The sequence below is a fragment of the Peribacillus frigoritolerans genome (genome assembly GCF_030676415.1).
In the GTDB taxonomy this organism is placed as follows: Bacteria; Bacillota; Bacilli; order Bacillales; family DSM-1321; genus Peribacillus; species Peribacillus frigoritolerans_A.
This window is the reverse complement of the sequence record NZ_JAUUTW010000007.1, coordinates 158,495-182,583: the sequence shown is the minus strand read 5'-3', so window position 1 is coordinate 182,583 and position 24,089 is coordinate 158,495. Positions and strand designations below refer to the sequence as shown.

General features: G+C 39.6%; 26 protein-coding genes. 16 read left to right on the top strand and 10 right to left on the bottom strand.

Annotation, left to right across the window (positions count from 1 at the left end):
• Positions 1–153: 153 nt before the first annotated feature.
• The 7 genes from Q8G36_RS09620 (at position 154) to Q8G36_RS09590 (ending at position 8,089) form a co-directional block, all read left to right on the top strand.
• Complete coding sequence (locus Q8G36_RS09620) at positions 154–1,356, top strand: metallophosphoesterase family protein (protein ID WP_305159834.1); 1,203 nt, start codon at positions 154–156, stop codon at positions 1,354–1,356.
• Positions 1,357–1,377: 21 nt separating this feature from the next.
• Positions 1,378–4,407 (top strand): ATP-binding protein, encoded by a 3,030-nt coding sequence (locus Q8G36_RS09615; protein WP_305159701.1) that lies wholly within the window; start codon positions 1,378–1,380, stop codon positions 4,405–4,407.
• Positions 4,408–4,438: 31 nt separating this feature from the next.
• The gene (locus tag Q8G36_RS09610; RefSeq protein ID WP_305159702.1) at positions 4,439–4,846 is read left to right on the top strand and encodes a hypothetical protein; all 408 of its coding nucleotides are present in this window, start codon (positions 4,439–4,441) and stop codon (positions 4,844–4,846) included.
• 329 nt (positions 4,847–5,175) lie between these two features.
• Positions 5,176–6,000 carry an ABC transporter ATP-binding protein gene (locus Q8G36_RS09605; protein ID WP_305159703.1) on the top strand — a complete coding sequence of 275 codons (825 nt, stop codon included), beginning with the start codon at positions 5,176–5,178 and terminating at the stop codon, positions 5,998–6,000.
• Positions 5,993–6,691, top strand: a complete 699-nt coding sequence (locus tag Q8G36_RS09600) for a (2Fe-2S)-binding protein (protein ID WP_305159704.1) — start codon at positions 5,993–5,995, stop codon at positions 6,689–6,691. The genes Q8G36_RS09605 and Q8G36_RS09600 overlap by 8 nt, the downstream gene beginning before the upstream one ends.
• Positions 6,692–6,868: 177 nt before the next feature.
• The gene (gene yhaM, locus Q8G36_RS09595) at positions 6,869–7,807 is read left to right on the top strand and encodes a 3'-5' exoribonuclease YhaM (RefSeq protein ID WP_034314712.1); all 939 of its coding nucleotides are present in this window, start codon (positions 6,869–6,871) and stop codon (positions 7,805–7,807) included.
• Positions 7,808–7,906: 99 nt separating this feature from the next.
• On the top strand, positions 7,907–8,089 hold the full coding sequence (locus Q8G36_RS09590; RefSeq protein WP_053344914.1) for a sporulation YhaL family protein: 183 nt from the start codon (positions 7,907–7,909) through the stop codon (positions 8,087–8,089).
• Positions 8,090–8,142: 53 nt separating this feature from the next.
• Here Q8G36_RS09590 and Q8G36_RS09585 read toward each other — a convergent pair whose 3' ends face one another.
• The gene (locus tag Q8G36_RS09585; protein ID WP_305159705.1) at positions 8,143–9,009 is read right to left on the bottom strand and encodes a peptidylprolyl isomerase; all 867 of its coding nucleotides are present in this window, start codon (positions 9,007–9,009) and stop codon (positions 8,143–8,145) included.
• A gap of 199 nt (positions 9,010–9,208) precedes the next feature.
• Between Q8G36_RS09585 and Q8G36_RS09580 the strand changes: the two genes are divergently transcribed.
• Positions 9,209–9,292: a YjcZ family sporulation protein gene (locus tag Q8G36_RS09580; RefSeq protein ID WP_081092482.1), complete on the top strand. Its 84-nt coding sequence runs from the start codon at positions 9,209–9,211 to the stop codon at positions 9,290–9,292.
• 186 nt (positions 9,293–9,478) lie between these two features.
• Positions 9,479–9,562 (top strand): YjcZ family sporulation protein, encoded by an 84-nt coding sequence (locus Q8G36_RS09575; protein ID WP_034314699.1) that lies wholly within the window; start codon positions 9,479–9,481, stop codon positions 9,560–9,562.
• A gap of 111 nt (positions 9,563–9,673) precedes the next feature.
• On the opposite strand, the gene Q8G36_RS09570 is transcribed toward Q8G36_RS09575, so the two are convergent.
• Both Q8G36_RS09570 and Q8G36_RS29210 read right to left on the bottom strand, forming a co-directional pair.
• Positions 9,674–9,856 (bottom strand): hypothetical protein, encoded by a 183-nt coding sequence (locus Q8G36_RS09570; protein ID WP_034314696.1) that lies wholly within the window; start codon positions 9,854–9,856, stop codon positions 9,674–9,676.
• A 108-nt stretch (positions 9,857–9,964) separates the two neighbouring features.
• Entirely contained in the window at positions 9,965–10,351 is a 387-nt protein-coding gene (locus tag Q8G36_RS29210) for a DUF3267 domain-containing protein (protein WP_423806845.1), read from the bottom strand.
• 394 nt (positions 10,352–10,745) lie between these two features.
• Between Q8G36_RS29210 and Q8G36_RS09565 the strand changes: the two genes are divergently transcribed.
• Positions 10,746–11,072 carry a DUF1878 family protein gene (locus Q8G36_RS09565; RefSeq protein WP_305159706.1) on the top strand — a complete coding sequence of 109 codons (327 nt, stop codon included), beginning with the start codon at positions 10,746–10,748 and terminating at the stop codon, positions 11,070–11,072.
• Between the two features lie 2 nt (positions 11,073–11,074).
• On the opposite strand, the gene Q8G36_RS09560 is transcribed toward Q8G36_RS09565, so the two are convergent.
• The 5 genes from Q8G36_RS09560 to Q8G36_RS09540 form a co-directional block, all read right to left on the bottom strand.
• On the bottom strand, positions 11,075–11,653 hold the full coding sequence (locus tag Q8G36_RS09560; protein ID WP_034314691.1) for an HTH-type transcriptional regulator Hpr: 579 nt from the start codon (positions 11,651–11,653) through the stop codon (positions 11,075–11,077).
• A 190-nt stretch (positions 11,654–11,843) separates the two neighbouring features.
• Positions 11,844–12,206: a YtxH domain-containing protein gene (locus Q8G36_RS09555; protein WP_305159707.1), complete on the bottom strand. Its 363-nt coding sequence runs from the start codon at positions 12,204–12,206 to the stop codon at positions 11,844–11,846.
• Between the two features lie 595 nt (positions 12,207–12,801).
• Positions 12,802–13,320, bottom strand: coding sequence for a tryptophan transporter (locus Q8G36_RS09550; protein WP_305159708.1), 519 nt, complete (start codon positions 13,318–13,320; stop codon positions 12,802–12,804).
• A gap of 126 nt (positions 13,321–13,446) precedes the next feature.
• On the bottom strand, positions 13,447–14,550 hold the full coding sequence (gene serC, locus Q8G36_RS09545; protein ID WP_305159709.1) for a 3-phosphoserine/phosphohydroxythreonine transaminase: 1,104 nt from the start codon (positions 14,548–14,550) through the stop codon (positions 13,447–13,449).
• Between the two features lie 256 nt (positions 14,551–14,806).
• The gene (locus Q8G36_RS09540; protein WP_305159710.1) at positions 14,807–15,229 is read right to left on the bottom strand and encodes an HIT family protein; all 423 of its coding nucleotides are present in this window, start codon (positions 15,227–15,229) and stop codon (positions 14,807–14,809) included.
• Positions 15,230–15,812: 583 nt separating this feature from the next.
• Here Q8G36_RS09540 and Q8G36_RS09535 point away from each other — a divergent pair.
• The 3 genes from Q8G36_RS09535 to Q8G36_RS09525 all read left to right on the top strand — a co-directional run bounded on the left by Q8G36_RS09535 (position 15,813) and on the right by Q8G36_RS09525 (position 18,945).
• On the top strand, positions 15,813–16,556 hold the full coding sequence (locus Q8G36_RS09535) for an ABC transporter ATP-binding protein (RefSeq protein ID WP_137017091.1): 744 nt from the start codon (positions 15,813–15,815) through the stop codon (positions 16,554–16,556).
• Positions 16,549–17,757, top strand: coding sequence for an ABC transporter permease (locus tag Q8G36_RS09530; protein WP_305159711.1), 1,209 nt, complete (start codon positions 16,549–16,551; stop codon positions 17,755–17,757). The genes Q8G36_RS09535 and Q8G36_RS09530 overlap by 8 nt, the downstream gene beginning before the upstream one ends.
• A gap of 483 nt (positions 17,758–18,240) precedes the next feature.
• Positions 18,241–18,945 carry an EcsC family protein gene (locus tag Q8G36_RS09525; RefSeq protein WP_305159712.1) on the top strand — a complete coding sequence of 235 codons (705 nt, stop codon included), beginning with the start codon at positions 18,241–18,243 and terminating at the stop codon, positions 18,943–18,945.
• A 28-nt stretch (positions 18,946–18,973) separates the two neighbouring features.
• Here the strand turns inward: Q8G36_RS09525 and Q8G36_RS09520 are convergent, their stop codons facing one another.
• Positions 18,974–20,185 carry a M20 family metallopeptidase gene (locus Q8G36_RS09520; RefSeq protein ID WP_305159713.1) on the bottom strand — a complete coding sequence of 404 codons (1,212 nt, stop codon included), beginning with the start codon at positions 20,183–20,185 and terminating at the stop codon, positions 18,974–18,976.
• A gap of 338 nt (positions 20,186–20,523) precedes the next feature.
• Between Q8G36_RS09520 and Q8G36_RS09515 the strand changes: the two genes are divergently transcribed.
• Positions 20,524–20,922, top strand: coding sequence for a phosphatase PAP2 family protein (locus Q8G36_RS09515; protein ID WP_305159714.1), 399 nt, complete (start codon positions 20,524–20,526; stop codon positions 20,920–20,922).
• 154 nt (positions 20,923–21,076) lie between these two features.
• Here the strand turns inward: Q8G36_RS09515 and Q8G36_RS09510 are convergent, their stop codons facing one another.
• Positions 21,077–21,592 (bottom strand): antibiotic biosynthesis monooxygenase family protein, encoded by a 516-nt coding sequence (locus Q8G36_RS09510; RefSeq protein ID WP_305159715.1) that lies wholly within the window; start codon positions 21,590–21,592, stop codon positions 21,077–21,079.
• A gap of 263 nt (positions 21,593–21,855) precedes the next feature.
• Here Q8G36_RS09510 and hemE point away from each other — a divergent pair, with 263 nt between their 5' ends.
• Both hemE and hemH read left to right on the top strand, forming a co-directional pair.
• Positions 21,856–22,899 (top strand): uroporphyrinogen decarboxylase, encoded by a 1,044-nt coding sequence (hemE, locus tag Q8G36_RS09505; protein ID WP_305159716.1) that lies wholly within the window; start codon positions 21,856–21,858, stop codon positions 22,897–22,899.
• A 78-nt stretch (positions 22,900–22,977) separates the two neighbouring features.
• Positions 22,978–23,913, top strand: coding sequence for a ferrochelatase (gene hemH / locus Q8G36_RS09500; protein ID WP_305159717.1), 936 nt, complete (start codon positions 22,978–22,980; stop codon positions 23,911–23,913).
• Positions 23,914–24,089: the final 176 nt, after the last annotated feature.

Here is a 24,089-nt window from a genome sequence, read left to right as displayed (position 1 = left end):
ATTCGGTCTTTTTCTTGCTGAATTTGCCAATACTGGAATATCTGGGTACCATGATGCCGTATTAAAATAATAATGTATGGGAAAGTATGTTCTGTTCGTGTTAAAATTAAACGTGAAATGTTGATAGAAATCGAGGTGATACTTTTGAGCGGTGTGAAGTTCATTCATGCGGCGGATCTCCATTTGGATAGTCCCTTTTCAGGGTTGAAGGATATGCCGTCATCTATATTAAAGGAATTAAGGGAAAGTCCATTTAAAGCTTTTCAAACTATCATTAATGAAGCAATTTCCCTTCAGGTTGACTTTATCGTGTTATCGGGGGATCTATTCGATGGGGAAAACCGGAGTCTCCGGACACAGGTCCGCTTTCGAACCGAAATGGAAAAACTCCAGCAACATCAGATCCCTGCTTATATCATTCATGGTAACCATGACCATCTTAGCGGCTCATGGATTACTGTGGAGCTGCCGGATAATGTCCACGTATTTTCAGGGCAAACCGAAGTGAAACGGTTTGAAAAAATCGATGGGACGACTGTCCACCTTTATGGATTCAGTTATCCACGCCGTCACGTAAGGGAGAGAATGATCGAAACCTACATAAAAGCTGAAGGGGCCGATTATCATATAGGTCTACTTCATGGGAATTTGGAAGGCAATTCGGAACATAGCCCATACGCCCCTTTTTCATTGAAGGAACTAGCTGCTAAAGATTTCGATTACTGGGCATTAGGCCATATTCATAAACATCAGGTGGTTTCAGAGGATCCGCTAGTGATATACCCAGGAAATATTCAAGGCAGGAACAGAAAGGAGTCTGGCGTTAAAGGGTGCTTGCTTGTCGAATTCGACGGGGACATGAAGCGTCATTCTTTTATTGAAACCTCTGAGGTGATATGGGAAAGCGAAACAATTGAAATATCCGCGGAAGGTGGATTTGATGCCCTGTTCAAGCAATGCAAGGAAGTAATTGAACAGAAGGGTTTCGATGGGAGGAGCTTTCTTTTGGAATTGAAGCTGGATGCAGGTGACGCAGCAGGAGCTTCCGGGGAATATCTTGAAGAATTGACCCGGATCTTGCAGGAAGAGGACCAAGGGGAATCATTTGTCTGGGTGTATAAAATCAAAGTCATCCAGTCCATGCCGATGATTAGGTCAAATGAAAGAATATCGCCATTTATGGCTGAGGTATCCAGGCTTGCTTCTGAATTTGATGACACGGAGGATGCTCTGGCCCCGCTTTATATTCATCCGGGTGCAAGAAGGTTTCTTGATTCAATAGAGCCGGAAGAGGAGAGGGAACTTTTGGATGAAGCGGAAAGATGGCTTTTGCAAGTTTTTGAAGCGAATAAATGAGTCTAGGAAGGAGGAACGGATTTGATTATTAAAGACCTCCATGTTTATGGTTACGGCAAACTGGAAAATCAGCGGTTTCCTGAAATGGGACAGCTGCAGATTTTCTTTGGGGAAAATGAATCGGGCAAGTCAACCATCATGTCCTTCATTCATAGTATGCTATTTGGATTTCCGACAAAGGTTCAAAACGAACCGCGTTACGAGCCCAAAATGCATGCCAAATATGGGGGAAGGCTCAGTCTCATAACAAAAAAAGATGGGGAAATCGTTATTGAACGTGTGAAGGGAAAAGCTACTGGTGATGTAAAATTGACCTTCGAGGATGGAAGGGTCGGAGGCGAGGAAGAATTGAATGAGATTCTCCATGGTGTTGATAAAAACTATTACCAAGCCATTTTTTCTTTCGACCTTCAAGGTCTGCAGGGCTTACATACACTAAGTGAAGGGACCATGAGTAAATATCTGCTTTCAGCCGGGCTGATTGGGAATGATAAACTTCTTGAAGCCGAAACGAAATTGCAAAAAGAGCTCGATTCAAGGTTCAAGCCATCAGGCCAAAAACCTTTACTGAATGTGAGATTAAAAGAACTTAAGGAATCGCAGAAAAAGGTGAAAGCATCAGAAAAAGAACAGCAGTCATATACGGCATTACTTCAGGAAGAGGCAAAACTTAAGGAGGAGCTCTCTAAGGTCACGGAAGATATTCAAGAGATTGAAGAAAACCTTGTTAACGTGAGTACTTTTTTGCGAATTAAACCCTTGGTTGAAGAACAGGGGGAACTTGAAACAGAAATAAGTAAAATTCCGGATGTAAGTTTTCCTGTTGATGGCTTAAAAAGACTTGAACAGTTACAGGCGGTTGGAATGCCAATGAAAGCCCAACTTGCCGCATTGACAGAGAAAATGGACAAACTTGAAGGAAAACTCAAGGAAATCGAAATCAATCCGTTCATCAAGGAGCATAAAGAGCAAATTGAACAGGCAATCGATCAAGGAACATTGCTGGAGAAGCTCGAGCTGGATATAAGAACAGCGGAACACGAAAGGCTGTCGGAAGAAAAGAATATCGAAAAGGTGAAGCAGGAATTATTCTTGGATGTTTCCGATGATGAAATAAGAAAACGGGATATCAGTACATTCATGAAGGAAAAGGTGAAAAGGGCCGAGAGGGAAAAGCATCAGCTCCAAAATGATAAAAAACAGCTTGATGAGAAATATGGACTGCAAAAGGAAAGTCTGGAAACGACAGAAGCCCGCTTGAAGGAGATAAAGGCCCAGTTACTGCCAGATGAAAAAAGAATCGAGCTGGAGTCCTTATACAACAAGCAGAATAACATCGAATTTGAAGCAGCACAATCCCTTATTCTTGATGAACAAATACTCGAACTTGAAAAACAATTGGCAATACAGAGGAAGAAGGAAGCGCATAATCGAAAACGTTCACTTATCATGAATGGCAGTTTAATAATACTTCTTTGTTTAGGTGCGATCGGAAGTTATTTCAGTGAACAGATTTTGTTGGGGATTACACTTCTAGTCGTGTCTGTTCTGTTTGCGGTTTCCAGTTATCTCTTTAAAGGTGATGATATACTGTCCGGATATATCAGGCAATTGGATGAGATGAAAAGGAAAAGGGCTGCAATTGGGAGTGAAACCAATAAAGTGAGTGAAGGAGAGTCGATGGGACGGTTGCTTGAACTGGACCAACGTCTTCAAAGGCGGTTTGAAAGTGAAAGGTTTAAATATGAAGAAAGAGAGGAAGCGTTTGAATCGACCATTCAGGAGTATGCTACTTGGGAAGCTAGCAGGGACCGATTGGATAATGAAGTGAGGAGCATCTTAAGTGGTTGGGGTTTGTCTTATCCCGGAATGGAAATCAATCTTGAATCTGTATTTGAACTTCTTGAGAAATGGAAGGAAGCCGTTGATAGGAAATATGAAACAATCAAGAGGCACAATTTTCTGCATGCAGAATTTGAGGGTAAATCGAAGGCTTTATTTCATTTTGCACACAGCCTTAATTTTGAACCATCCACATGGCGGGAAGCGATTGGCATATTGAAACGGGAAATGAATAAAGCGGTTGAATTCTCTGTTCAACTAACACAATGGATGCAGGAACGGAGTCGTTTGACGAACGAAATCGAGCAGTTGACGATGGAAAAGGGCTATCTTGATGCAGAAATGGAAATGCTTTTTAAGTTAGCGAAGGTCAAGGACGAGGAAGAGTTCAGGCAAGCCGCTGCATTGTCCGAAAAGAAAATCACTTTACAAAAACAGCTTGATTTGATTACCATTCAAATTGGGCAATCCAGAATGCTGCCTGAACAAATTCAAACTTACCTAAAACAGGGGATCAACACGTATACATTTGAAAATTTAGAACGGAAACGGAAGGATTCTGTAAAGGTGAAATCACTTTTATTAGAGAAACAGGCGGATGCGAAGCATAAGATAAAACAGCTTGAAGTTTCAGGGATTTATGATGACTTACTTCATCGTTTTTATGAAGAAAAAGCTGCTTTTAACGAAGAGGCGAAGGAATGGGCGAAATTGGCAATAGCCAAAAGCTTATTGAATAAAACCTTGGACCGATATAAAAGGGAACGCCTACCGAAGGTAATCACTGATGCCGAGCGGCATTTTTCCTTTTTAACGAATGGAAACTATCGTAAAATCATCCTTGATCAGTCGGGAGAAGGAATTTGGGTACAGCGCAGTGATGGTTTGAGTTTCAGGGTTGAAGAGGTCAGCCGCGGGACAGCAGAGCAAATTTATGTTTCCCTAAGACTCGCACTTGCTGATCATACTTTTGAAAATGATACATTCCCTCTCATCATTGATGATAGTTTCGTCAATTTTGATGCGGATAGGACAAAACGGATGCTCGAGTTATTGAAAAAAGTTTCGGAAAAGCGGCAAATATTATTTTTTACATGTCACCGATATATAATGGAGTACTTTAGCGAAAATCAAGTGATTCGTCTATCCAGCCCCGTATTGCGCCAAAATATGAATGAATTGATATCCCCGAAATATAATGGGTTTTAAACTATAAATAAAGAGAGTGAAGTCATTGAATATGAATGAGTTTGTAAGCCACCATGATTCTTCTTTGGAGTTAATCATCGAAAAGGAGTTTCCTGGTAAACGATGTGTTGGGGGAAAATATTCTGCCAACGGACATAGCATCACTTTATATGAGAGAGATATCGAAATTCAGTGTGAACGCTCCCTAGGTTCGCTTGCAAGGCTTGAGGAATATACATGGGTAATCCTCACACATGAGATGGGCCACGCATTAGACCCTGATCTTGCTGTGCTTAGTGAGGAGCTATACAAAACAGGAAAATCAGAAATCCTTTATCAAATAGAGGTCAATGCATGGAATATTGCAGAAGGATTAATTCCTCTTATCGTTCAGGATTTATTTACCTTCATTAGGGATGAATCCCTGGAACATTGTACAAATCGCCTGCTGGTCGGTTAAAAGGCTCTCCATATGGAGGGCTTTTTTTATTTTCCGCTAAATGGAGTTTGGAAATTCCGAAAGGGATTGCGCGGAGGGGGAGAATGGACCATTGAATCGTTCGGAAGCTACAGGAAGTGGTAAATCATATGGCAAGTTAATATAATGTGCTGATTTTTTTACATTAATGTTTCCAAAGGAAGCTTCATATCTTTAAAGGAGTATTCACTTTAATGAATCATTTAAGAGGAATGGAACATGGAATTTTTGGTTTATATTATTTTTTAAGATTGACAGTGAGAATCATTTTCATTAAACTGGTATTATTAGACTAAAAGGGGAGTATTTTAATGCGACCAGCTATTAACACACAGTCTTTATCGCTCGGTTATGGTGATAAATTAATTATAAATGATATGAATATAGAAATACCCAAAGGGGAGATCACCGTATTTATCGGTGCTAATGGATGTGGAAAATCAACACTGCTAAGGTCGGTTGCCCGATTGTTAAAACCTCAATCCGGCTCAGTTTTGCTCGAAGGCAAAGCGATTTCAACCATGTCATCGAAGGATGTAGCAAGAAAGATGGCGATTCTTCCACAATCCCCGGTTGCTCCTGAAGGCCTTACAGTCTATCAACTTGTTAAACAAGGAAGATATCCTTATCAAAGTTGGTTGAAACAGTGGAGTTCCATGGATGAAGAAAAAGTTCAGAAGGCGATTGAAGCAACGAACCTGACCGATTTAAAGGATCAGGCAGTCGATGAATTATCGGGTGGCCAGAAACAAAGGGCATGGATAGCAATGACGTTGGCTCAGGATACAGACATCATTTTGTTGGATGAACCGACTACATATCTTGATATGACCCATCAAATCGAGATTTTGGACTTATTGTTCGACTTGAATGAGTTTGAGAACCGAACGATTGTGATGGTGCTTCATGATTTGAATTTAGCTTGCCGTTATGCGGATAATCTGGTGGCACTTAAAGATGGGGCGATACATGCTCAAGGCCGGCCAGAGGAAATCGTCACGCCTGAATTGGTACAGCATGTATTCAGCATGGAATGTCAGGTTTCCTTTGATCCAATTTTCGGCAGTCCCATGTGCATCCCGTTTGGTAAAGGCCGCTATGCTCAAAGTCAGGTAAAAGCGCTGGCCAATGCATAACCTCACACCATCTATCGAAAAAGAGCTGCAAGGATATCGCATATCCTTTCGAGATGAAGCCAAAGTTTCCAAGTCCTTCAATCATGCTGATGAGCTTATTCAGTATGCACAAGCCCGGACTGGGGCAGAAACGTCAGGGATAGCAATTTCAATGTGGTTCAGACGCTATGCTTTTTTTGTCACGGCACAACTTTACATGTTCAGCAAACATAGGCTTATCTGGGAAGGCAAACTTCAGGACATTGGCGTTTTGGATGATCCGGAAGATGAACATTGGCTCCCGAGTTTTTTGCTGAAAACTAACAGGTGGAGCAATGTCACGGAAATGGAAAGCCCTTCTGCCCTCCATTCCATATTAAGCAGCTTTGGTGCTGATGCCATCCGCTTCTTTTCCGGAACTGCTAAAATATCGAAACTAGTACTCTGGGAAAATATTTGGAGTTATACGGTATGGATGTATAGTGAGTTATTGAATCAGACAGATATAAAGACGCGAGTTGAAAAGGACATTGAAATGCTGCTAGAAGATGGAGTATGGCTGAATATTGAAACGCATTCCCCCTTTAAACGATTCATTGGGGAAAAAAGTGTTCCGGCATCCATGAATCCTTATAAACGGGTGACATGCTGTTTATATTACCGAATTGAGGGCCATGAAAAATGCGCGTATTGTCCGAACAAAAACTGTTGAAATAGATTTGATGGGAGAGCCAGGCTTGGGGTCAAGCCTGGTTTTCTTGTGGAGTGATAAGAGACGGTCAGCTTAGGCTTTTCTTGTCCATTGTCTATCACTTATTAACGAAAACTAAACGCACTAACGAGATTGGTATGTTATAATGTTGATATTTAATTGAACGGAGGCAGTCGCATGGGAAATGGGATCATACACTACGGAATTGGTGAAGTAGTAGATATATATATGTACATTAAAACGAGTACAAAAGCGGTGGCAAGTAATGGAAAGCCGTTTTTAACATTGATTTTGTGTGATAAAACCGGGGAGATCGAGGCAAAGCTATGGGATGTTTCCGAGGCTGATGAGAAAACATACTGTGCGGAAGCTACGGTGAAAGTTCAAGGGGAAGTCCAGAATTATCGAGGACGCAGCCAATTGAAAATCCGTAATATAAGAATTACTTCAGATACTGATGGGGTCACGAAAGCCGATTTAATTCAAACGGCCCCTTTAAGTCAGGAAGAAATGATGGAAACCATCACTCAATTCATTTTTGAAATGAGGAATCCGAATATCCAAAGGGTGACTAGGCATCTCATTAAAAAATATCAGAATGAATTCCTGACGTTTCCTGCTGCCACCAAGAACCATCATGAGTATATGTCGGGTCTGGCCTATCACGTTGTATCCATGCTAGGGCTGGCTAAGGCCATTTCAACCCTATATCCTTCGCTTAATAAGGATCTTTTGTATGCAGGAGTCATTCTGCATGACCTTGGAAAGGTACATGAGCTATCTGGACCTGTTTCGACTGTTTATACAGTGGAAGGGAACTTGTTGGGGCATATCACCATCATGGTAAATGAAGTCGGAAAAGCTGCAGAGGAATTAGGCATTGAAGCGGAAGAAATCATGATTCTCAAGCACTTGATATTAAGCCACCATGGTAAAGCTGAGTGGGGCAGTCCCAAACCGCCAATGGTTAGGGAAGCGGAAGTGCTGCATTATATTGATAATATGGATGCCAAGATAAATATGATGGACCGGGCATTGGAAAAAGTGAAACCGGGTGAATTTACGGAAAGAGTCTTCGCGCTGGATAATCGTTCATTCTATAAACCAACATTTTAATGAAATATGCTTCTTTCTCGATGGAGAAAGAAGCATATTTTTTTTGTTCGCGCATATTCTCTATTAAATGAATAGTAGATTTTTTGGGAGGGAATGGACATGCCAATTTGGATCTGGTTCGTGTTTATTGGGATAATTGTCAGTGCAGTCATGTCGATATGGACAGCTAGGCAGGAACGCCTCATAGATGATGCTTGGATAGAGAAGGAAGGTCAGAAGTACATTGAACGCATGGAAGAAGAACGCGAGAGGCGTAAAAAGGATATAAACCAGGGAGCATAGCTCGAGTGATGAAAAAAAGCGACAGGAAAATCCTGTCGCTTTTTACTATTCAATTATTTTTCAGCCTTGGTTGCGTCACCAGAAGTGATGGCATCTTTTAGATCTTTATCATTAATCTTCACGTCCGCTTTTTTGACTTCTGAATTCAAAATGTCCTGAACTTTAGTTTGGTCAATTTGAGCGACTTTCAAATCATATTCAAGATCTTTTTTCATATCTTTGTATGATTCTTTTTCTTTTGTATCAAGAAGTTGGATGATGTGGTAGCCATAATCGGATTTAATCGGCTTGCTGATTTCATCTTTCTTCATTTTGTAAGCTTGTTCTTCAAATGCAGGAACCATTTCACCTTGTCCAAACCAGCCAAGCTCTCCGCCTTTTTCAGCTGTGCCTGTGTCTGTTGAATATTCTTTTGCAAGTTTAGCGAAGTCTTCGCCTTTGTCCAATTTAGCTTTAACTTCGTTGGCTGTTTTTTGGTCTTCCACTAGAATATGTCTTGCTTTGATTTGTGGTTTATAGTCTTCATAAGCTTTTTTCACATCAGCTTCTTTTACTTTAATATCGGCAACGGCTGCTTTTTCTTGAAGCATGCCGATTTTAAGTGCACGTTTAAGATCATCTTCGCTCTTATATCCGGAAGAGGCTAGGGCAGTTTCGAAATTTTCACCCATTTGCTCTTTAAGTTCGTCCGTTTTAGCTTTAACTTCTTTATCCGTTACTGTATATTTTTCAGAAAGAACTTTTTCATAAACAAGTTCTTGAAGAACGGTTTCACCATAACGGTCTTTCATTACATTGTAAAATTCTTCTTTAGTGATATCTCCCGCTTTAGTTTCCACGACTGCTTCCTTGTCGCTGTTGCATGCTGTAAGTCCGATCAGCCCTGCAGTAACAGCAATCGATAATGCCCACTTCTTCATAAAAACAACTCCTAGTTTTAAGTTTCTGGTTTGCTATTTACCGTATTTCCACAAAATTAACTATAACATATTCTGGTTACTTTACAAAAAATAATATATTGGTGAATGAATAAGATTTTTTTGAAAAATGGGTGTAAGCCTACCCAGATAATAAACCATTACATATGATAAATCGAGGACAACAAAAGGGGGTAGCATAATGAGTAATGGATTTAACGGAGGCTTCGCTTTGTTAGTGGTGTTATTCATTTTATTAATAATTGTAGGAGCAGCCTATTGCTAATCGGTTGCAAAATTAATAATGGAAAGAGCCCACTCCTTTTGCCATGGAGTTGAATAGGATAGGGTAGCCGCTCAACAAAAAAAGATTGAAGTGATTCTCAAGCTATGAAAGGAATGGATTCCTTTTGGCGGATATAAGAGTGTGCATGAAATTACTATTACTTAAGAATGGAAAGGAGGAAGATCAATGTCCGGAGGAATAGGTGGAGGCTTTGCTCTAATTGTCGTTCTTTTCATCCTGTTAGTCATCATTGGAGCTTCTTGGTTATAAACTAATAAACAAAAGGCGAAGCTGCTGCTTCGCCCTTTTTCTTTATGTGGATAATGCTCCGGGTATCACCAATGTATGTAACAAATGATGGCCATCATTTGTTGCCCATCTCTACGTATACAAAATTTCAATATAGGAGGATAATAACATAATAGTAATTAATACATTAATGGTCCTGAATACTTTAGGCTGCCGGTCTTCAGCAATTTCCTTTTGAATGCATAAAGAGTTTGTCATTCTATTAATATTATAAAGGATCAAAATAGCGAAAATAATAAACCAGAACGAGATCAAAACCTAAAATCCCTCCTTGCAAAACATCATGTATAAATACGATACCAAATTATAATGAAAAAAGATACCTAAAAATCTTATTAGGCATCTTTATGAATAAATAAGAAATCACTTTTGAATAAGTATATCGTATCCTTCGAGATGTTCCTCGATAAAAGATTGTCTTGGGGAACCAACCAGGTTTTTTATATAAATAAAATCCGATACGCATAATCCGGTGTGCAGGGATAATAAAATAGTGAAATAATGGATGTAATGTGGAAAACTAAGGGCACAACCAATCAATACGACAGACATAATGACGAAAGGCAACACAAGGGTCAAGAGATAAAGATGCTTTCGAATCGGATCATGCACATTGACTCTGCATAAAAGCACAAGGTTCCACTTCAAGGACCAAGAAGTTTTTACTTTTTTACATAATAATCGTAAAGGTAAATAGTGTAATAGTTTGTGAACAGGATATAATAAGAGCAATAGGCTAAAAAATACCATTGTTTGATCGCCATACAAAATAACATGGGTTAAAAAGACACTTAATAATGTATAGATCAGAACAAAAGACATCAATATAGTAAAAACTGAAAAAAAGACCAGACGGCAATTCCCATATTGTTTTGCCACGTCAATTGTTTTCCACGAATTCATTTCGAAATCAGCCCTCCAAAGCTGTTGAATATACTTACATACATTACGATGAATGGGTGGAAAAAGCAATGAAATTCTTGGATTAAGTTTAAGATAAAATCACTTTAGTGTGTAAGCAAGCTAAGGGCGTTTTAAGGCCAGGTTTTCAACCAGGTGTCAGGCGGGTTACTGAGCGTGGAAAATCAAAAATTGGTTATAAGCCTTATGTTAAATTGAATGATTGATTGGGGATTAGTGATGTATGAAAAATATAAATGAAGAAATAGAAATACTCCGTTTTCATCAACGGCTTTTATTAAATCTTATACGCAATCCGGAGGCCAAGTTGGACTATCTATTTGTGGAAAAAAATTTCACGAAGAAGGAAGCGGAAGAATTATTGGAAACATGTGATATCTTGAGCAAACGCTATGAAATAGAAAAAGCGGAAGGGTATATGAACTTTCGACCGCTTTTTAATCAATTTGAAAGAAAAGTTAATCCAAAAATAACCATTAAGGAATGCATTGATGCATGCCTCTCACAAGGTTTATATGTATCATTCATGAAGGAAATGGATAGAGTATGAGATTAAACTGGCTCAGTTTCTTTCTCTATCTTTTTTTTTGTGATTTTACCCTCCACGTCAGTAAACTCCTGATCAATGTTATCGAAGGATCGTTCAAAGATTTGCATGAAATCTTCACCGTATATATTTCGGATGATGGCCATCATTTCAATCATATCCGGAAACTTGCCATAAAGCTCACGCAGTGGAAGTGCACCTGAGAAAGCAGAGTTCTTACTTGGGTCGTATGTCTCCATTAAATCAAGTAGAATTTTTTCACCTTCCGCTGTAATCTCTATATACGTATTCCTTTTGTCATTTTCTTTTTTTGAAAATGTTAAGTACCCGCGTTCCTCTAATTTTTTTGAAAAGTTAAATGCCGTAGAAACATGCATGACCCCAAATTTTGCAACATCTGAAATGGAAGAGCCATTAAGATGGTAGGCAATCCAAAGAATATGGTGCTCATTGATATTTAAATCATAGGGCTTGATCCATTGCTGCCAATCTTTTTCAATCGATTTCCATAATGCTTTGCTTAATTGTGCAATTCGTTGACTAAAAATCATTGCTTCTTTCATAGAATAATTTTTATTCTGCATATTATGGGCTCACCTACTTATAAGATTCTATATATTTATTATGACAATAAAATAAAAATTAATAAAGATAAATATTTGCGAAATTTTTAGAAAATTTTAGTTTTTTTAATGAATTCTCCATTCTTCTCCAATAAACCATGTAATTTATTGGGAAAAATGGAGAATCAAGCTTGTGTAACGATGTCAGCTATTAATTTTTAGAAGAAGGAGTGGCCGCTTCCAATTCTTTCAATGAATTTTCAATTTCTTGAACGTTCTTCAATAATTCATTCTTATTGGGTTCGATTTCCCGCTTCCAGTTCTCGATGACGACCTGAACATCCGAAATGAACGTTTTTACCGTTTCTTTGCTGATTTGGGAAGCTTCCATCGTGTCATCTTTAATATTTAGCATTTTTACCTTTAACTCATCAATTGTATTCTTAATTTCGTCGGTATTCGTTTTGATGCGGTTCCGTAGGTCTTTACCTGAACTTGGTGTTGAAAGTAAGGTTGCCGCACCAGCTACTATTGTTCCGGTCAAAAAGCCAATTAGTAATGATTTTGCTTTCATTAGGATCACCTCATTTAATAATATGTTTTCGCTTTCCATGGTCTGAATCCCTGCTGAAAAAAGCATCAATTGGAAATTATGATAAATAGGGAGAGAAATACTATTGATATCAAAATACCATAATTTTCATCCTTATGGAAGACTATCGACCATATTATCTTTATATCACAAAAATATTTTTTTAAACTTAGAGAGTAAATATATAATATTTAAAAATAACTTGAAGCTTTATTAATAATGCTTCATATAAAGGGAAGATCAGCATATAGATAATAAAAACAAGCTGTCGGAACATGGATGGCACTGGTGGGTTAATAATGAAAATCATTTTTTTATTAGGCCTGGTATGCCTGTGCGGAATGGGGTATTTTCTAAGGCAAGCAAAAAATCCTGGCATCTATCCGCCTAAGAGGGTGCTCCAGGCTAGAGCCTTCGCTATGGGTCTCCCCGGGGTTTTACTGCTTTTCATTTGGTTTATGTGGATATTGATTCATTGACCCTTGAAGGATGATTCTGACTAGAATTCCAGATTCATAAGATTGGAAAAAAAGCACCGGAAATTCCGGTGCTTTTTTAGGTATGATGATCCTGCTGCTTAAGCATTGATGGGTATATTTGATTTTCTTACGATGCCGTTCACAATTGGATAAATGATGGCCATCGCAACTGTATTTAACAGTACGGCAGGAAGTACAACAGCGCCGAAAAGTGCAACGAAAGGCCCTGGAAGGGAAACGATATAATAAGCCGATCCAAGGAAGACAGCGCCGGAAATCATTGTTCCTACGGCAGTCAAGATACTAACGGTGACAACGGATGTTGAAAACTTCTTAAGACTGATGAATAAAAGGTAAAACAGAAAGGCTGTTGCCAATTTGTCTATGATATTTGGAATCTGTCCTCCAGGAAATGTAGTTGTCATGGCAGAGATGGCTCCAGCAGCCAGGGCGACAATGAATACATTCTTCTTCGCGGGAAACAGGGTAATCGCCAAAAACATCATCAACAGCATCATATCCGGTTTCATTCCTAGGAAGAATCCAGGTACGATAAAATGCAGGGCAGCCCCAATCCCGATTAATAGGGACAGTGACACAAGGGTTTTCGTTTTCATTTACTCATCTCTCCTATTCTCATCTCAACTAACATCTTTTCTTCAACAATGCACTATTGCCTGTTGCAAGAAGTTTAAAATAGTATATCATAGGACCTATTTTTTTAGAAGTTATATTTGTTTGAATTAAAGAGTTTGAGCTTCCTTCGCTTTATACGATTCCTGGAATTTCTTCATGAAATCAGCAAGGTCCTGGCAATGGGATAGTGGGACCGCATTATAGATGGATGCTCTGCAGCCACCGATGGAACGGTGACCGTTTAGTCCTACGAATCCGGCTTGCTTCACTTCTTTAAGGAATTGTACTTCAGCTTCTTCAGACGGAAGCGTGAACGTTACATTCATTAATGAACGGCTGTCCGGTAGGGCATGGCCTTTATAAAAACCATCACTGCCGTCGATGGCATCGTAAATGACTTTTGCTTTTTCTTCATTGATTTCAGCAATCTTTTCCACGCCGCCCTGTTCTTTTGCCCAATCCAACACAAGGGACAATAAGTAAATGGCCAATGTCGGAGGAGTGTTGTATAAAGATTTATTTTTCGAATGGATAGAATAGTTCATCATGGATGGGATTTTGTCATTATCCGTTATTAAATCTTTACGGATGATAACGACTGTGATTCCCGACGGACCTAGATTCTTTTGTGCACCTGCATAGATGATGCCGAATTTACTAATATCAATCTTTTTGCTGAGAATATCACTTGACATATCAGCTACTAAAGGAATGTTTCCTGTTTCCGGAAAATCCTTCCACTGTGTTCCGTAAATCGTATTATTGCTTGTGATATGAAGATATGCAGCATCATCATTCAATTCGATGTCTTCGACTTTAGGGATGAACGTATATTTTTCATCTTTGGATGAAGCGACTACGGCCGTTTCACCAACCTTTTTGGCTTCTTTTAATGCTTTTTCCGACCAAGAACCAGTGAGGACATAATCTGCCCTTTTTCCATCATTCAAAATGTTCATGGGAATCATGGAAAATTGTAGACTTGCTCCTCCTTGCAGCAGGAGAACTTCATAATTTTCAGGAATTTCCATAAGGTCTTTTAATGATTGAATGGCATGGTTATGAATTTTTTCGAATTCGGAACTTCTATGGCTTAATTCCATGACGGACATACCTGAATCCTCAATATTCAACCATTCGTTTTGGGCTCTTTGTAAAACCTCTAAGGGAAGGGCGGCTGGCCCAGCGTTAAAATTGCGTGCACGTTTCAATTTTTTTCCTCCTATACGACTATGTGATAAAGTATTTGAGACTAATATATCCTACCAGAAAACTAAATTCAATAGGAGGAAAATTTAGAATTTTAAGCGACAATTCTTTTTAATGATGGCCCAAAGTAAAAAGGTCCTGCACTTTGAGTGAGGACCCAACCGGGATTATTGTTTTTTTCATGAACCAGCGTTTAGCTAAAGTTCCATTGCAGATATAACGAAAGGAGAAAGAAAACCCTCACAGGCCATCACAGTCTCATTTTAAATGCTGTGCAATGGAGTCAGCGATTTGTTTCAGGTCATCTGGTGTATAGTCGCTGGTATTCGTTTTCCAAACAGCCCCAAAGCCGTCACCTTCGCCATACCGGGGAATTAGATGCATATGAAAATGGAAAACGGACTGTCCTGCGGCTTCCCCGTTATTATTTAAAAGGTTCAGACCTACAGGTTGGAATTCCTGTTTCATGGCACGGGCAATTTCCGGAACCACTTCAAAAAGATTCTTGGCAATTTCAGGTGTCAACTCATAAAGATTTTCCTTATGTACTTTAGGTATTACCAGCGTATGGCCTTTGGTTACTTGACTGATATCGAGAAAGGCCAATACATGTTCATTTTCGAAAACTTTCGTACTTGGAATTTCCCCATCGATTATTTTGCAAAAAATGCAATCACTCATAAAAAACGCTCCTTTAAAAGTTTAATGTATTTTGTTAATCGTACCATAGCTTGAATCCTTGAGAAAAGGAAAAATCATAAAAACAGGATGCAACATTAAGTTGCACCCTGCCTGTCGAAAAAGGGGGTTTTGCTTCAAAATTCGCATTAGCATAAATTCTCTGCGACAAACACCTCATCTACATTGTAGTAAAATATGGTTATTATCTGATTAGAGATTTTCCATTCAAAGCAACCATCTCCTATATCTTTAAAGTTTCATCAACTTTCAAGCATAATTGATAATTATTGAATGATTTTTCTGCTTTTACGTGCAAGAGAACCATCTCCTTGCTCGAAACGATTTTTTTAATGAAGCTTCTGGTTTAATTCAGTTATACGTCTTTAACTGACACCTCATTTACAATATGATGTGAATCACACGTAATGACTAACCCCTTCTTCCTTATATATGATGACCACCAAGCAGGAAAAATATAATTAGTTATTTATGGAAATTTAGTTCTGGGAACACTCGACTATATAAAAGCAGGAGAATTTGATAAAATGGAAATAAGAACCTCTATATAGAAAGGATTGTTTATATGTCCTTATTGGAAATAAAGCAATTAGTGGGCGGATACACGAAAACGCCCGTTTTAAAGGGAATAAGTTTTGACATTCAACCAAATGAGCTAGTAGGGTTAATTGGGCTCAACGGGGCTGGGAAAAGTACGACGATTAAACATATCATCGGACTCATGGAGCCGAAAGGCGGAAGTGTCTCGATTCATGGTAAAACTCTTGCCCAGGACCCGGATACATATCGTAAACAATTCACTTATGTTCCAGAAACGCCAATCTTGTATGATGAGCTTACACTTGAGGAGCATTTAAAGCTTACGGCCATGGCACATGGTTTGGCGGAGGCCACATATAAAGAAAGGATGGACGTTCTGTTAAAGGAATTCCATATGGAGAAAAGACTTAAATGGTTTCCGGCCCATTTTTCAAAAGGAATGAAGCAAAAGGTCATGATAATGTGCGCCTTTTTAGTACAGCCGTCTTTATATATCGTCGACGAACCCTTCGTAGGTCTTGATCCATTAGGCATTCAATCCCTGCTCGATTTGATGAGGAAAATGAAAGAGAGTGGAGCGGGAATTTTAATGTCTACACACATACTGGCGACAGCCGAAAGGTATTGTGATTCTTTCATCATACTGCATAATGGAGAGATCCGGGCAAAAGGCAATCTTGAGCAGCTTCGTGAACAATTTTCCATGCCGGGGGCAACTCTTGACGATTTATATATTCAATTGACGAAAGAAGAAATCGGTCATGAATAGCCAAAATCTCTGGAAGGAAAGATATTTAGGCTATATAAATGAAACGCAAAAATATCTTCGCTATATTTTTAATGGTCATCTTGTATTTGTCATGGTATTGGTTCTTGGTGGTTTGGCTTATTATTACAGTGATTGGGTGAAGACGTTAGACAGTGATTTCCCTGTTGAATTGATCATGGCCTTTGTTTTATCGATCATTGTAACCAGAAGCCCGATAAATACTTTTTTGAAAGAACCTGATACGGTATTCCTGCTTCCGCTTGAAACGAAGTTGAGAAGCTATTTCAAGAATTCATTGATATTAAGCTGGGTCATGCAGTGTTTTATTCTTCTGGTTGTCCTAATTGCATCTATACCGATGTATTCGAAGGTTACGGGTGCAGGAGGTACGGACCTTGGAATCATCCTGGTCGTTTTGCTAATTTTAAAGTTCTTGAATTTAACCATGCGCTGGCAGGTGTTGAAATATCAGGATACATCAGTGAGCCATTGGGATTCTCTCATCCGCTTTTTACTTAATGGAGTGATTCTTTATTTCATCTGTTCAAGGGCAAATATACTGTTTGCACTTATAACATTTTTATTGTTGTTAGCACTTTACATGTATTACCGAAGTGCAACTAAAGGTTTTGTGTTGAAGTGGGAACGGCTGGTGGAACTGGAAAACAAACGGATGAATTCTTTTTATCGAATAGCGAACATGTTTACTGATGTTCCTCATTTGAAAGGGAAGGTAGCGAGAAGGAAATGGATGGACTGGCTATTATCTTTCATTCCGTATGGTGATAAATCAACATATACCTATCTTTATGCCCGTACTCTGTTGCGATCCAATGATTATGTGGGACTTTGTCTTCGCTTGACTATCATTGGGTCAGTGATTTTAAGTGTATTCACTAACATATGGGCACATTTGATTGTAACGTTTATGTTCCTATTCATGACCGCCCTGCAACTGCTGCCGGTTTGGAAGGCTCATGAATGGAAAGTGTGGGTCTCATTGTATCCATTGCCCGCAAAAATGAGAGAATCTGCAGTCATAAAGCTAATTTCCTATTTCTTATTATTTGAGGACCTGGTCTTCAGTTTGATCCTGCTTGTGAAAGGGGAATGGATGTCCGCTTTAGCTGCCTTGGCAATGGGGTTTGTTTTCTTATTCGGTTTTAAAAATTATGCAGTAAAGAAAATTAAAAACTTTTAAGCAGAAGCTGATTTTTCATAAAATCAGCTTTTTCTTTATTAATGTTACAGCTAATTTCAGAAATCCGCTCCCTTTCCGCCGACTGTCTGCCAAGCCTCCTCGGCGCAAGCGCCTGTGGGGTCTCGGCTAGCCAGTTATTCGGCAGGAGTCTCGCAAATTTCTTCATTCCGGTGAGGGGGTTTCAAAAACAGTTAACCATTAAGGAATAATCTAGTTCAGCTGATTGGAACGGAAGGTGCGACACTCCTGCGGGAAAAACGCGTCCAAGGGAGACCCCACAGGAGCAAAGAGCGCCGAGGAGGCTCCCGGACCGCCCGCGGAAAGCGAGTGCCTGGAGTGGAAAATAACGTTCAGATTTTACAAACCCTCAAAAAAAACGTTTCAGTTAATTTTATGAAAAATCAGCTTTTTCTTTTAAGAAATGAAAATAGAAAATAAAAGCCTCATAGGGGGTGTATACATATTAAACGGAGGTGTTAAAAGATGGATGAATATGGACAAAAGGCATTATCGGAATTAGTATTATGGAAAAAGAAAGTAGCCAGGAAATCCGGCAGGCTTGAGCGGATGTCCAAAAAGGCGCAAATCAAATTGAATAGTTATATTCCAGACCGAGTGCACAAAATGATTACTGATAGTATTAAAGGGATGATAGAGGCCGTATTATCAGGTTCGAAATATATGTCTAAAGAAAAAAATGTAGTGCTTCTATCCCTGCAGCAAAAAGAAGAATGGGTTGCGGAAATTGTAACGGCCTATCGGAAAACGGCCGTTATAGAAGGTGTGGGAACCGGAGCGGCAGGGCTTTTAATTGGATTGGCTGATTTCCCATTACTGCTTAGCATCAAGATGAAATTATTATTCGAAATATCCCGTATATACGGTTTCGATCCAAATAAATATGAGGAACGATTGTTCATTCTCCATATCTTCCAGATGGCATTTTCAAGCGAGGAAAAAAAACTGGAAACATTACGGGTAATAGAAGAATGGGATTCAGGGAAATGGCCGGAAATAGACTGGCAAGAATTTCAGCAGGAATATCGCGATCACATCGATGTCATCAAAATGTTCCAGCTCGTTCCAGGTTTTGGGGCAGCTGTCGGTGCATATGCCAACCATCATTTGTTGGAACATCTTGGGGAGACGGCTGTGAATTGTTACCGAATAAGACTTCTTAAAGAGTAAGGGACGGGGATAACCCGTCCCTTTGCCATTACCGCAATAAAGATTCATTCACCTTTTCGGATGATTGTTTCTTATTGTGATAGGTTACAGCTGCAGTGCCTAATATTTTGGCTGCAATGAGCATCGCTTTTTCATCAATGTCAAATAAAGGATGATGATGCGGATATGTATGTTCATTTTTTGGCCTGGCCCCTGTAAAGAAGAATGTACCTTTTACATTTTGTAAATAATAAGAAAAATCTTCACCTGTCATATCTGGGTCAATTTCCTCAGTAATCAAAACTTCCTTGACGGACTCAGTGCTTTCGATGAGGAATTTAGTTTCCTCAACATGCGGAATAACAGCGGGATAACCTTGAAAGTATTGATATTCATAGGTGCAGTCCGCAGCTAGGCAGGTTCCTTTAACAATCCGCTCCATTTCTTCGCTTATGAATGAACGGACATCTTCCTTGAAAGTGCGGACGGTCCCGATTATTTTAGCCTTATCTGCAATGACGTTAAAGGCATTATCTGCTACAAAGGAACCAACGGTAATGACTGCAGAATCTATTGGGTTAAGGCGGCGGCTTACGATTTGCTGTAGGGCCATGACTAGCTGGGAGCCGACTACGATTGCATCACGGGTTTTATGTGGCTGGGCTCCATGTCCGCCCCGACCTTGAATGATGATTTCAAAACGGTCGGCAGCAGCCATAAGGGGTCCATTAGCGTATTGGACTGTTCCGGTAGGGACCGTAGCCCATAAATGGGTGCCGAAAATTACATCCACCCCATCAAGGCAGCCAGCCTCAATCATTGGTTTGGCGCCTCCTGGAGCATATTCTTCAGCATGCTGGTGGATAAATATATATTCACCTTCGAGCTCATCTTTCAGTTCATTCAGATTTTTTGCAAGGACAAGGAGTGTCGCTGTATGGCCATCGTGTCCACACGCATGCATTACCCCGGGTACGGAAGATTTATAGGGAACTTCTTTTTCATCTTGAATGGGTAAGGCGTCGAAATCAGCGCGCAATGCTACGGTTTTACCAGGCTTACTGCCTTTGACCTTGGCAATAACACCATTACCGCCTACATTCGTCCGGTGTTCGATTCCGAGTTTTTCATAATATCCAGCGATGAAGGCCGCCGTTTCGGTTTCTTGAAAAGAAAGCTCGGGATGTTGATGAAGATAACGTCTGATGGAAACCATTTCTTCATATGAACCATCTAGAAGATCGTGTAATCGCTGTATCATTTTGCACCTCCCAATGATTGGATTAATTGTAAATAGTATAGCATATTCTGAATAATCCAAAGTGAATTAAATACCTCGAGGAGAGATATATAATGATTAAATATTCCTGGATTGCTACTGCTTTGCTTGTTGCTATTCTTTTTTTTGATGCATGAAGTCCATAGTGAGAAGACTTTAGCGTTCGATACATATATTGCGGACCTTTTTTCCGTAGGTGAGAATACATTTTCTTTCACTTCCTTCAAGTCCATTACCTATCTTGGGAAATCCAAGTTCATCGTTTTGGAAGCTTATTATGTGTTCTATATTTGTGGATGATAAAGAAGGATTATTGGACCATGGCCGTCTTTTCTATCGGAATGGCTGGGGCTGATGTATTAAACGGGTGGATAAAAAATCATATTAAACGAGTCCGCCCTGAAAATCATTTGATGGAGACTGCTGGCTTCAGTTTTCCAAGTGGTCACGCAATGGTGGGCCTTGTTTTCTTCAGTATGGTTGCTTATATAATCATGAAAGAAATTAAAGGAAACTCATTGAAATGGGCAGTGGGAATCGGTTTCGTTTGTCTGGTTCTGCTTATCGGTGTCAGCAGGATCGCTATGAAAGTTCATTTTCCAACTGATATCTTGGCAGGTTTTGCATTAGGAGCGGCATATAGTTTTACCTTGTTTAAATTGTATAAATTCCTGGGGCTAAAGTACTTTGAAAAAAGGATTCAGATAAAATATATGTAAATATCCGTTGCATTTCCCCGGAAATAAAGAAGGAATTTGTCGGATTGTTATAGGTTTATATGATTTTTGGGCCGTCCAAAATAACGCTCTGTATTACGATGAATTCAAAGAGGCCCATCCTTGAAGGATGGGCCTCTTATTGAGCAAGAATGGATTATTCTTCGGAATCCTTCACCAATGTATATTGCGTTATATAGGCTTCACCTGAAAACATTTTCTGGCTGGAATTCGTAACGGGAGCTTTGGAGTCGCTGTTATGCGCCTTCTGAAAGGAACTGGAGTTCTTCCAGTTCAGGAAATCGGCCTGTTTCTCCCAAATCGTTAGAATTACATAAGTTTCAGAGTTGATTGGCCGCAGTACTCGAAGTGCGACGAAACCTGGTTCATTTTCAATGAAACCGGCCCTGTTTTTAAAACGATGTTCGAATACCGGCCTCCCTTCTTCACTTACAGGGATATTGTTCATGACTACATACCCATGATCCTGAAGGTTTCCTTTCCCATCAACTACTTCATACTTACGTGGAGAGCTGAAGATCGTTTTACCAGTTGTTTCATGTAAAAGTACTGCAGTGTCAGGATTTTGCATAAGTAATATTTTTTCATTCGGGTGCTTATCTTTTTTGATTTTCAAAAAATCGTAAGTGCCTGATGTGATGAATACATTCATAAATTCCCCTCCAATTTCTATATAGTACCTGTATACCCATTTTACCCAATGAATAGTGCTTTTACCATTTTCAATCTAACCAATAGGCTTTGATACCGGTTATAAAAACGTCGATTTTCTGACAAATATATAGGTTGGCTATACTTCTATTATAGAAAAAGCTATAGTTTAAGGAGATTCGATTTGAAATTCAACATCCTTCTGATATTCTATGAAGGTAATGAATAAAAATAGAAACGTGATTGCTTGAAAGGTGGATATTAATGTCTAAGGAAATTACGAATGATACATTTTTAAAAGCTGCAAGAGGAGAGAAAACGGATCATGTGCCTGTTTGGTATATGCGTCAGGCTGGCCGTTCACAGCCGGAATACCGTAAATTGAAAGAGAAGTATTCCCTTTTTGAGATTACTCATCAGCCGGAATTATGCGCTTATGTGACTAGATTGCCAGTTGAGCAATATGACGTAGACGCTGCAATTTTATATAAAGATATAATGACACCGCTACCAGCCATTGGTGTCGATGTTGAGATTAAGTCCGGAATCGGTCCAGTCATATCCAATCCGATCCAATCGGTGACGGATGTTGAAAAATTAGGTGAATTGAACCCAGAGAAAGATATCCCATATGTGTTGGACACGATTAAATTATTGACCACGGAACAATTATCCGTTCCTTTGATCGGTTTCTCCGGGGCACCGTTCACCATTGCTTCATACATGATTGAGGGCGGCCCATCCAAAAACTACAATAAGACGAAAGCTTTCATGTATTCCGAGCCAAAGGCCTGGTTTGCATTAATGGATAAGCTAGCGGATATGATCATCGTCTATGTCAAATCACAAATTAAAGCCGGCGTTAAAGCCATCCAAATCTTTGATTCATGGGTGGGTGCTTTGAACGTTGAAGATTACCGCGTGTTCATCAAGCCGATCATGACTCGTATCTTTTCTTCATTGCGTGAAGAAAATGTACCGCTAATCATGTTCGGGGTCGGCGCAAGTCACTTGGCACTTGAGTGGAATGATCTTCCGATTGATGTAGTCGGGCTTGATTGGAGACTGCCAATTACAGAAGCAAGACAAATGGGAATACAGAAAACGGTACAAGGTAATCTTGATCCTGCCCTGCTATTATCATCATGGGATGTTATAGAAGAACGGACGAAAAGGATCCTGGATCAGGGCATGGAACAGGACGGCTACATCTTTAATCTTGGACATGGGGTTTTCCCTTCCGTAAACCCGGAAACACTGAAGAGGCTGACCGCTTTCATTCATGAATATTCATCAAAAATGAAGTAAGGTGAGCGAACCATTTGCTAAAAATCCATAATTGGATGCACAATAAAAGAACGAAATCTTTAAAAGAGGTGTAATCTCATGTCAAGAAAAAAAATGGGCCTTTTAGTCATGGCTTATGGTACTCCATACACTGAAGAGGATATTGAAAGATATTATACACATATTCGTCATGGGAGACGGCCAAGCGACGAATTGATTGCCGACCTAAAAGGCAGATATGAAGCGATCGGTGGATTATCCCCGCTTGCAAAAATAACGGAAGGACAAGCTGAAGCCCTTGAAAAGAAATTGAATTCCGTTCAGGAGGAAGTTGAATTCAAGGCATATCTTGGACTGAAACATATTGAACCTTTTGTTGAAGACGCAGTGAAACAAATGCATGAAGATGGAATCAAAGAAGCGGTCAGTATAGTATTGGCACCGCATTTTTCAACATTCAGCGTGAAGTCTTATAATGGACGTGCCCAGGATGAAGCCGCTAAATTGGGGGAACTGACCATCACTTCCGTTGAAAGTTGGTATGATGAGCCAAAATTCATTCAATATTGGGTAGACCAAGTAAAAGAAGTAATCGGGAAAATGACCTCGGAAGAACGCGATAATTTCGCTTTGATTGTGTCGGCACATAGCCTCCCTGAAAAAATCTTGCAATCAGGAGATCCGTATCCAAATCAACTGAAAGAAACGGCAGACATGATTGCTCAAGGCGCAGGGGTTACCAATTATGCAGTAGGCTGGCAAAGCGCTGGACAAACACCTGAACCATGGCTGGGACCTGATGTACAGGATTTAACCAGAGATCTTCATCAAGCAAAAGGTTATAAAGCTTTCATTTATATTCCTGTTGGCTTCGTTGCCGAGCACCTTGAAGTCCTTTATGATAACGATTATGAATGTAAGGTTGTGACGGAAGAGATTGGTGCAGGCTACTATAGGCCGGATATGCCCAATGTTAAACCTGAATTCATCGATGCTTTGGCCACAATCATTTTAAACAGATTACAGGAAAAGTGATCAGTCAATAGAGGAAACCAGTTTAACCATGCTTGCAATGTGCTCTACATATTTTCATTTGAAGTTGGATTATGTTTTCGAAAAAGTGGCTGTCCAGTAATGAGGATGGCCATTGTTTCTCTAAGAAATTGAAAATATAATTGAAAAGACTGAAAATTTTTGGTATGATATCGTTG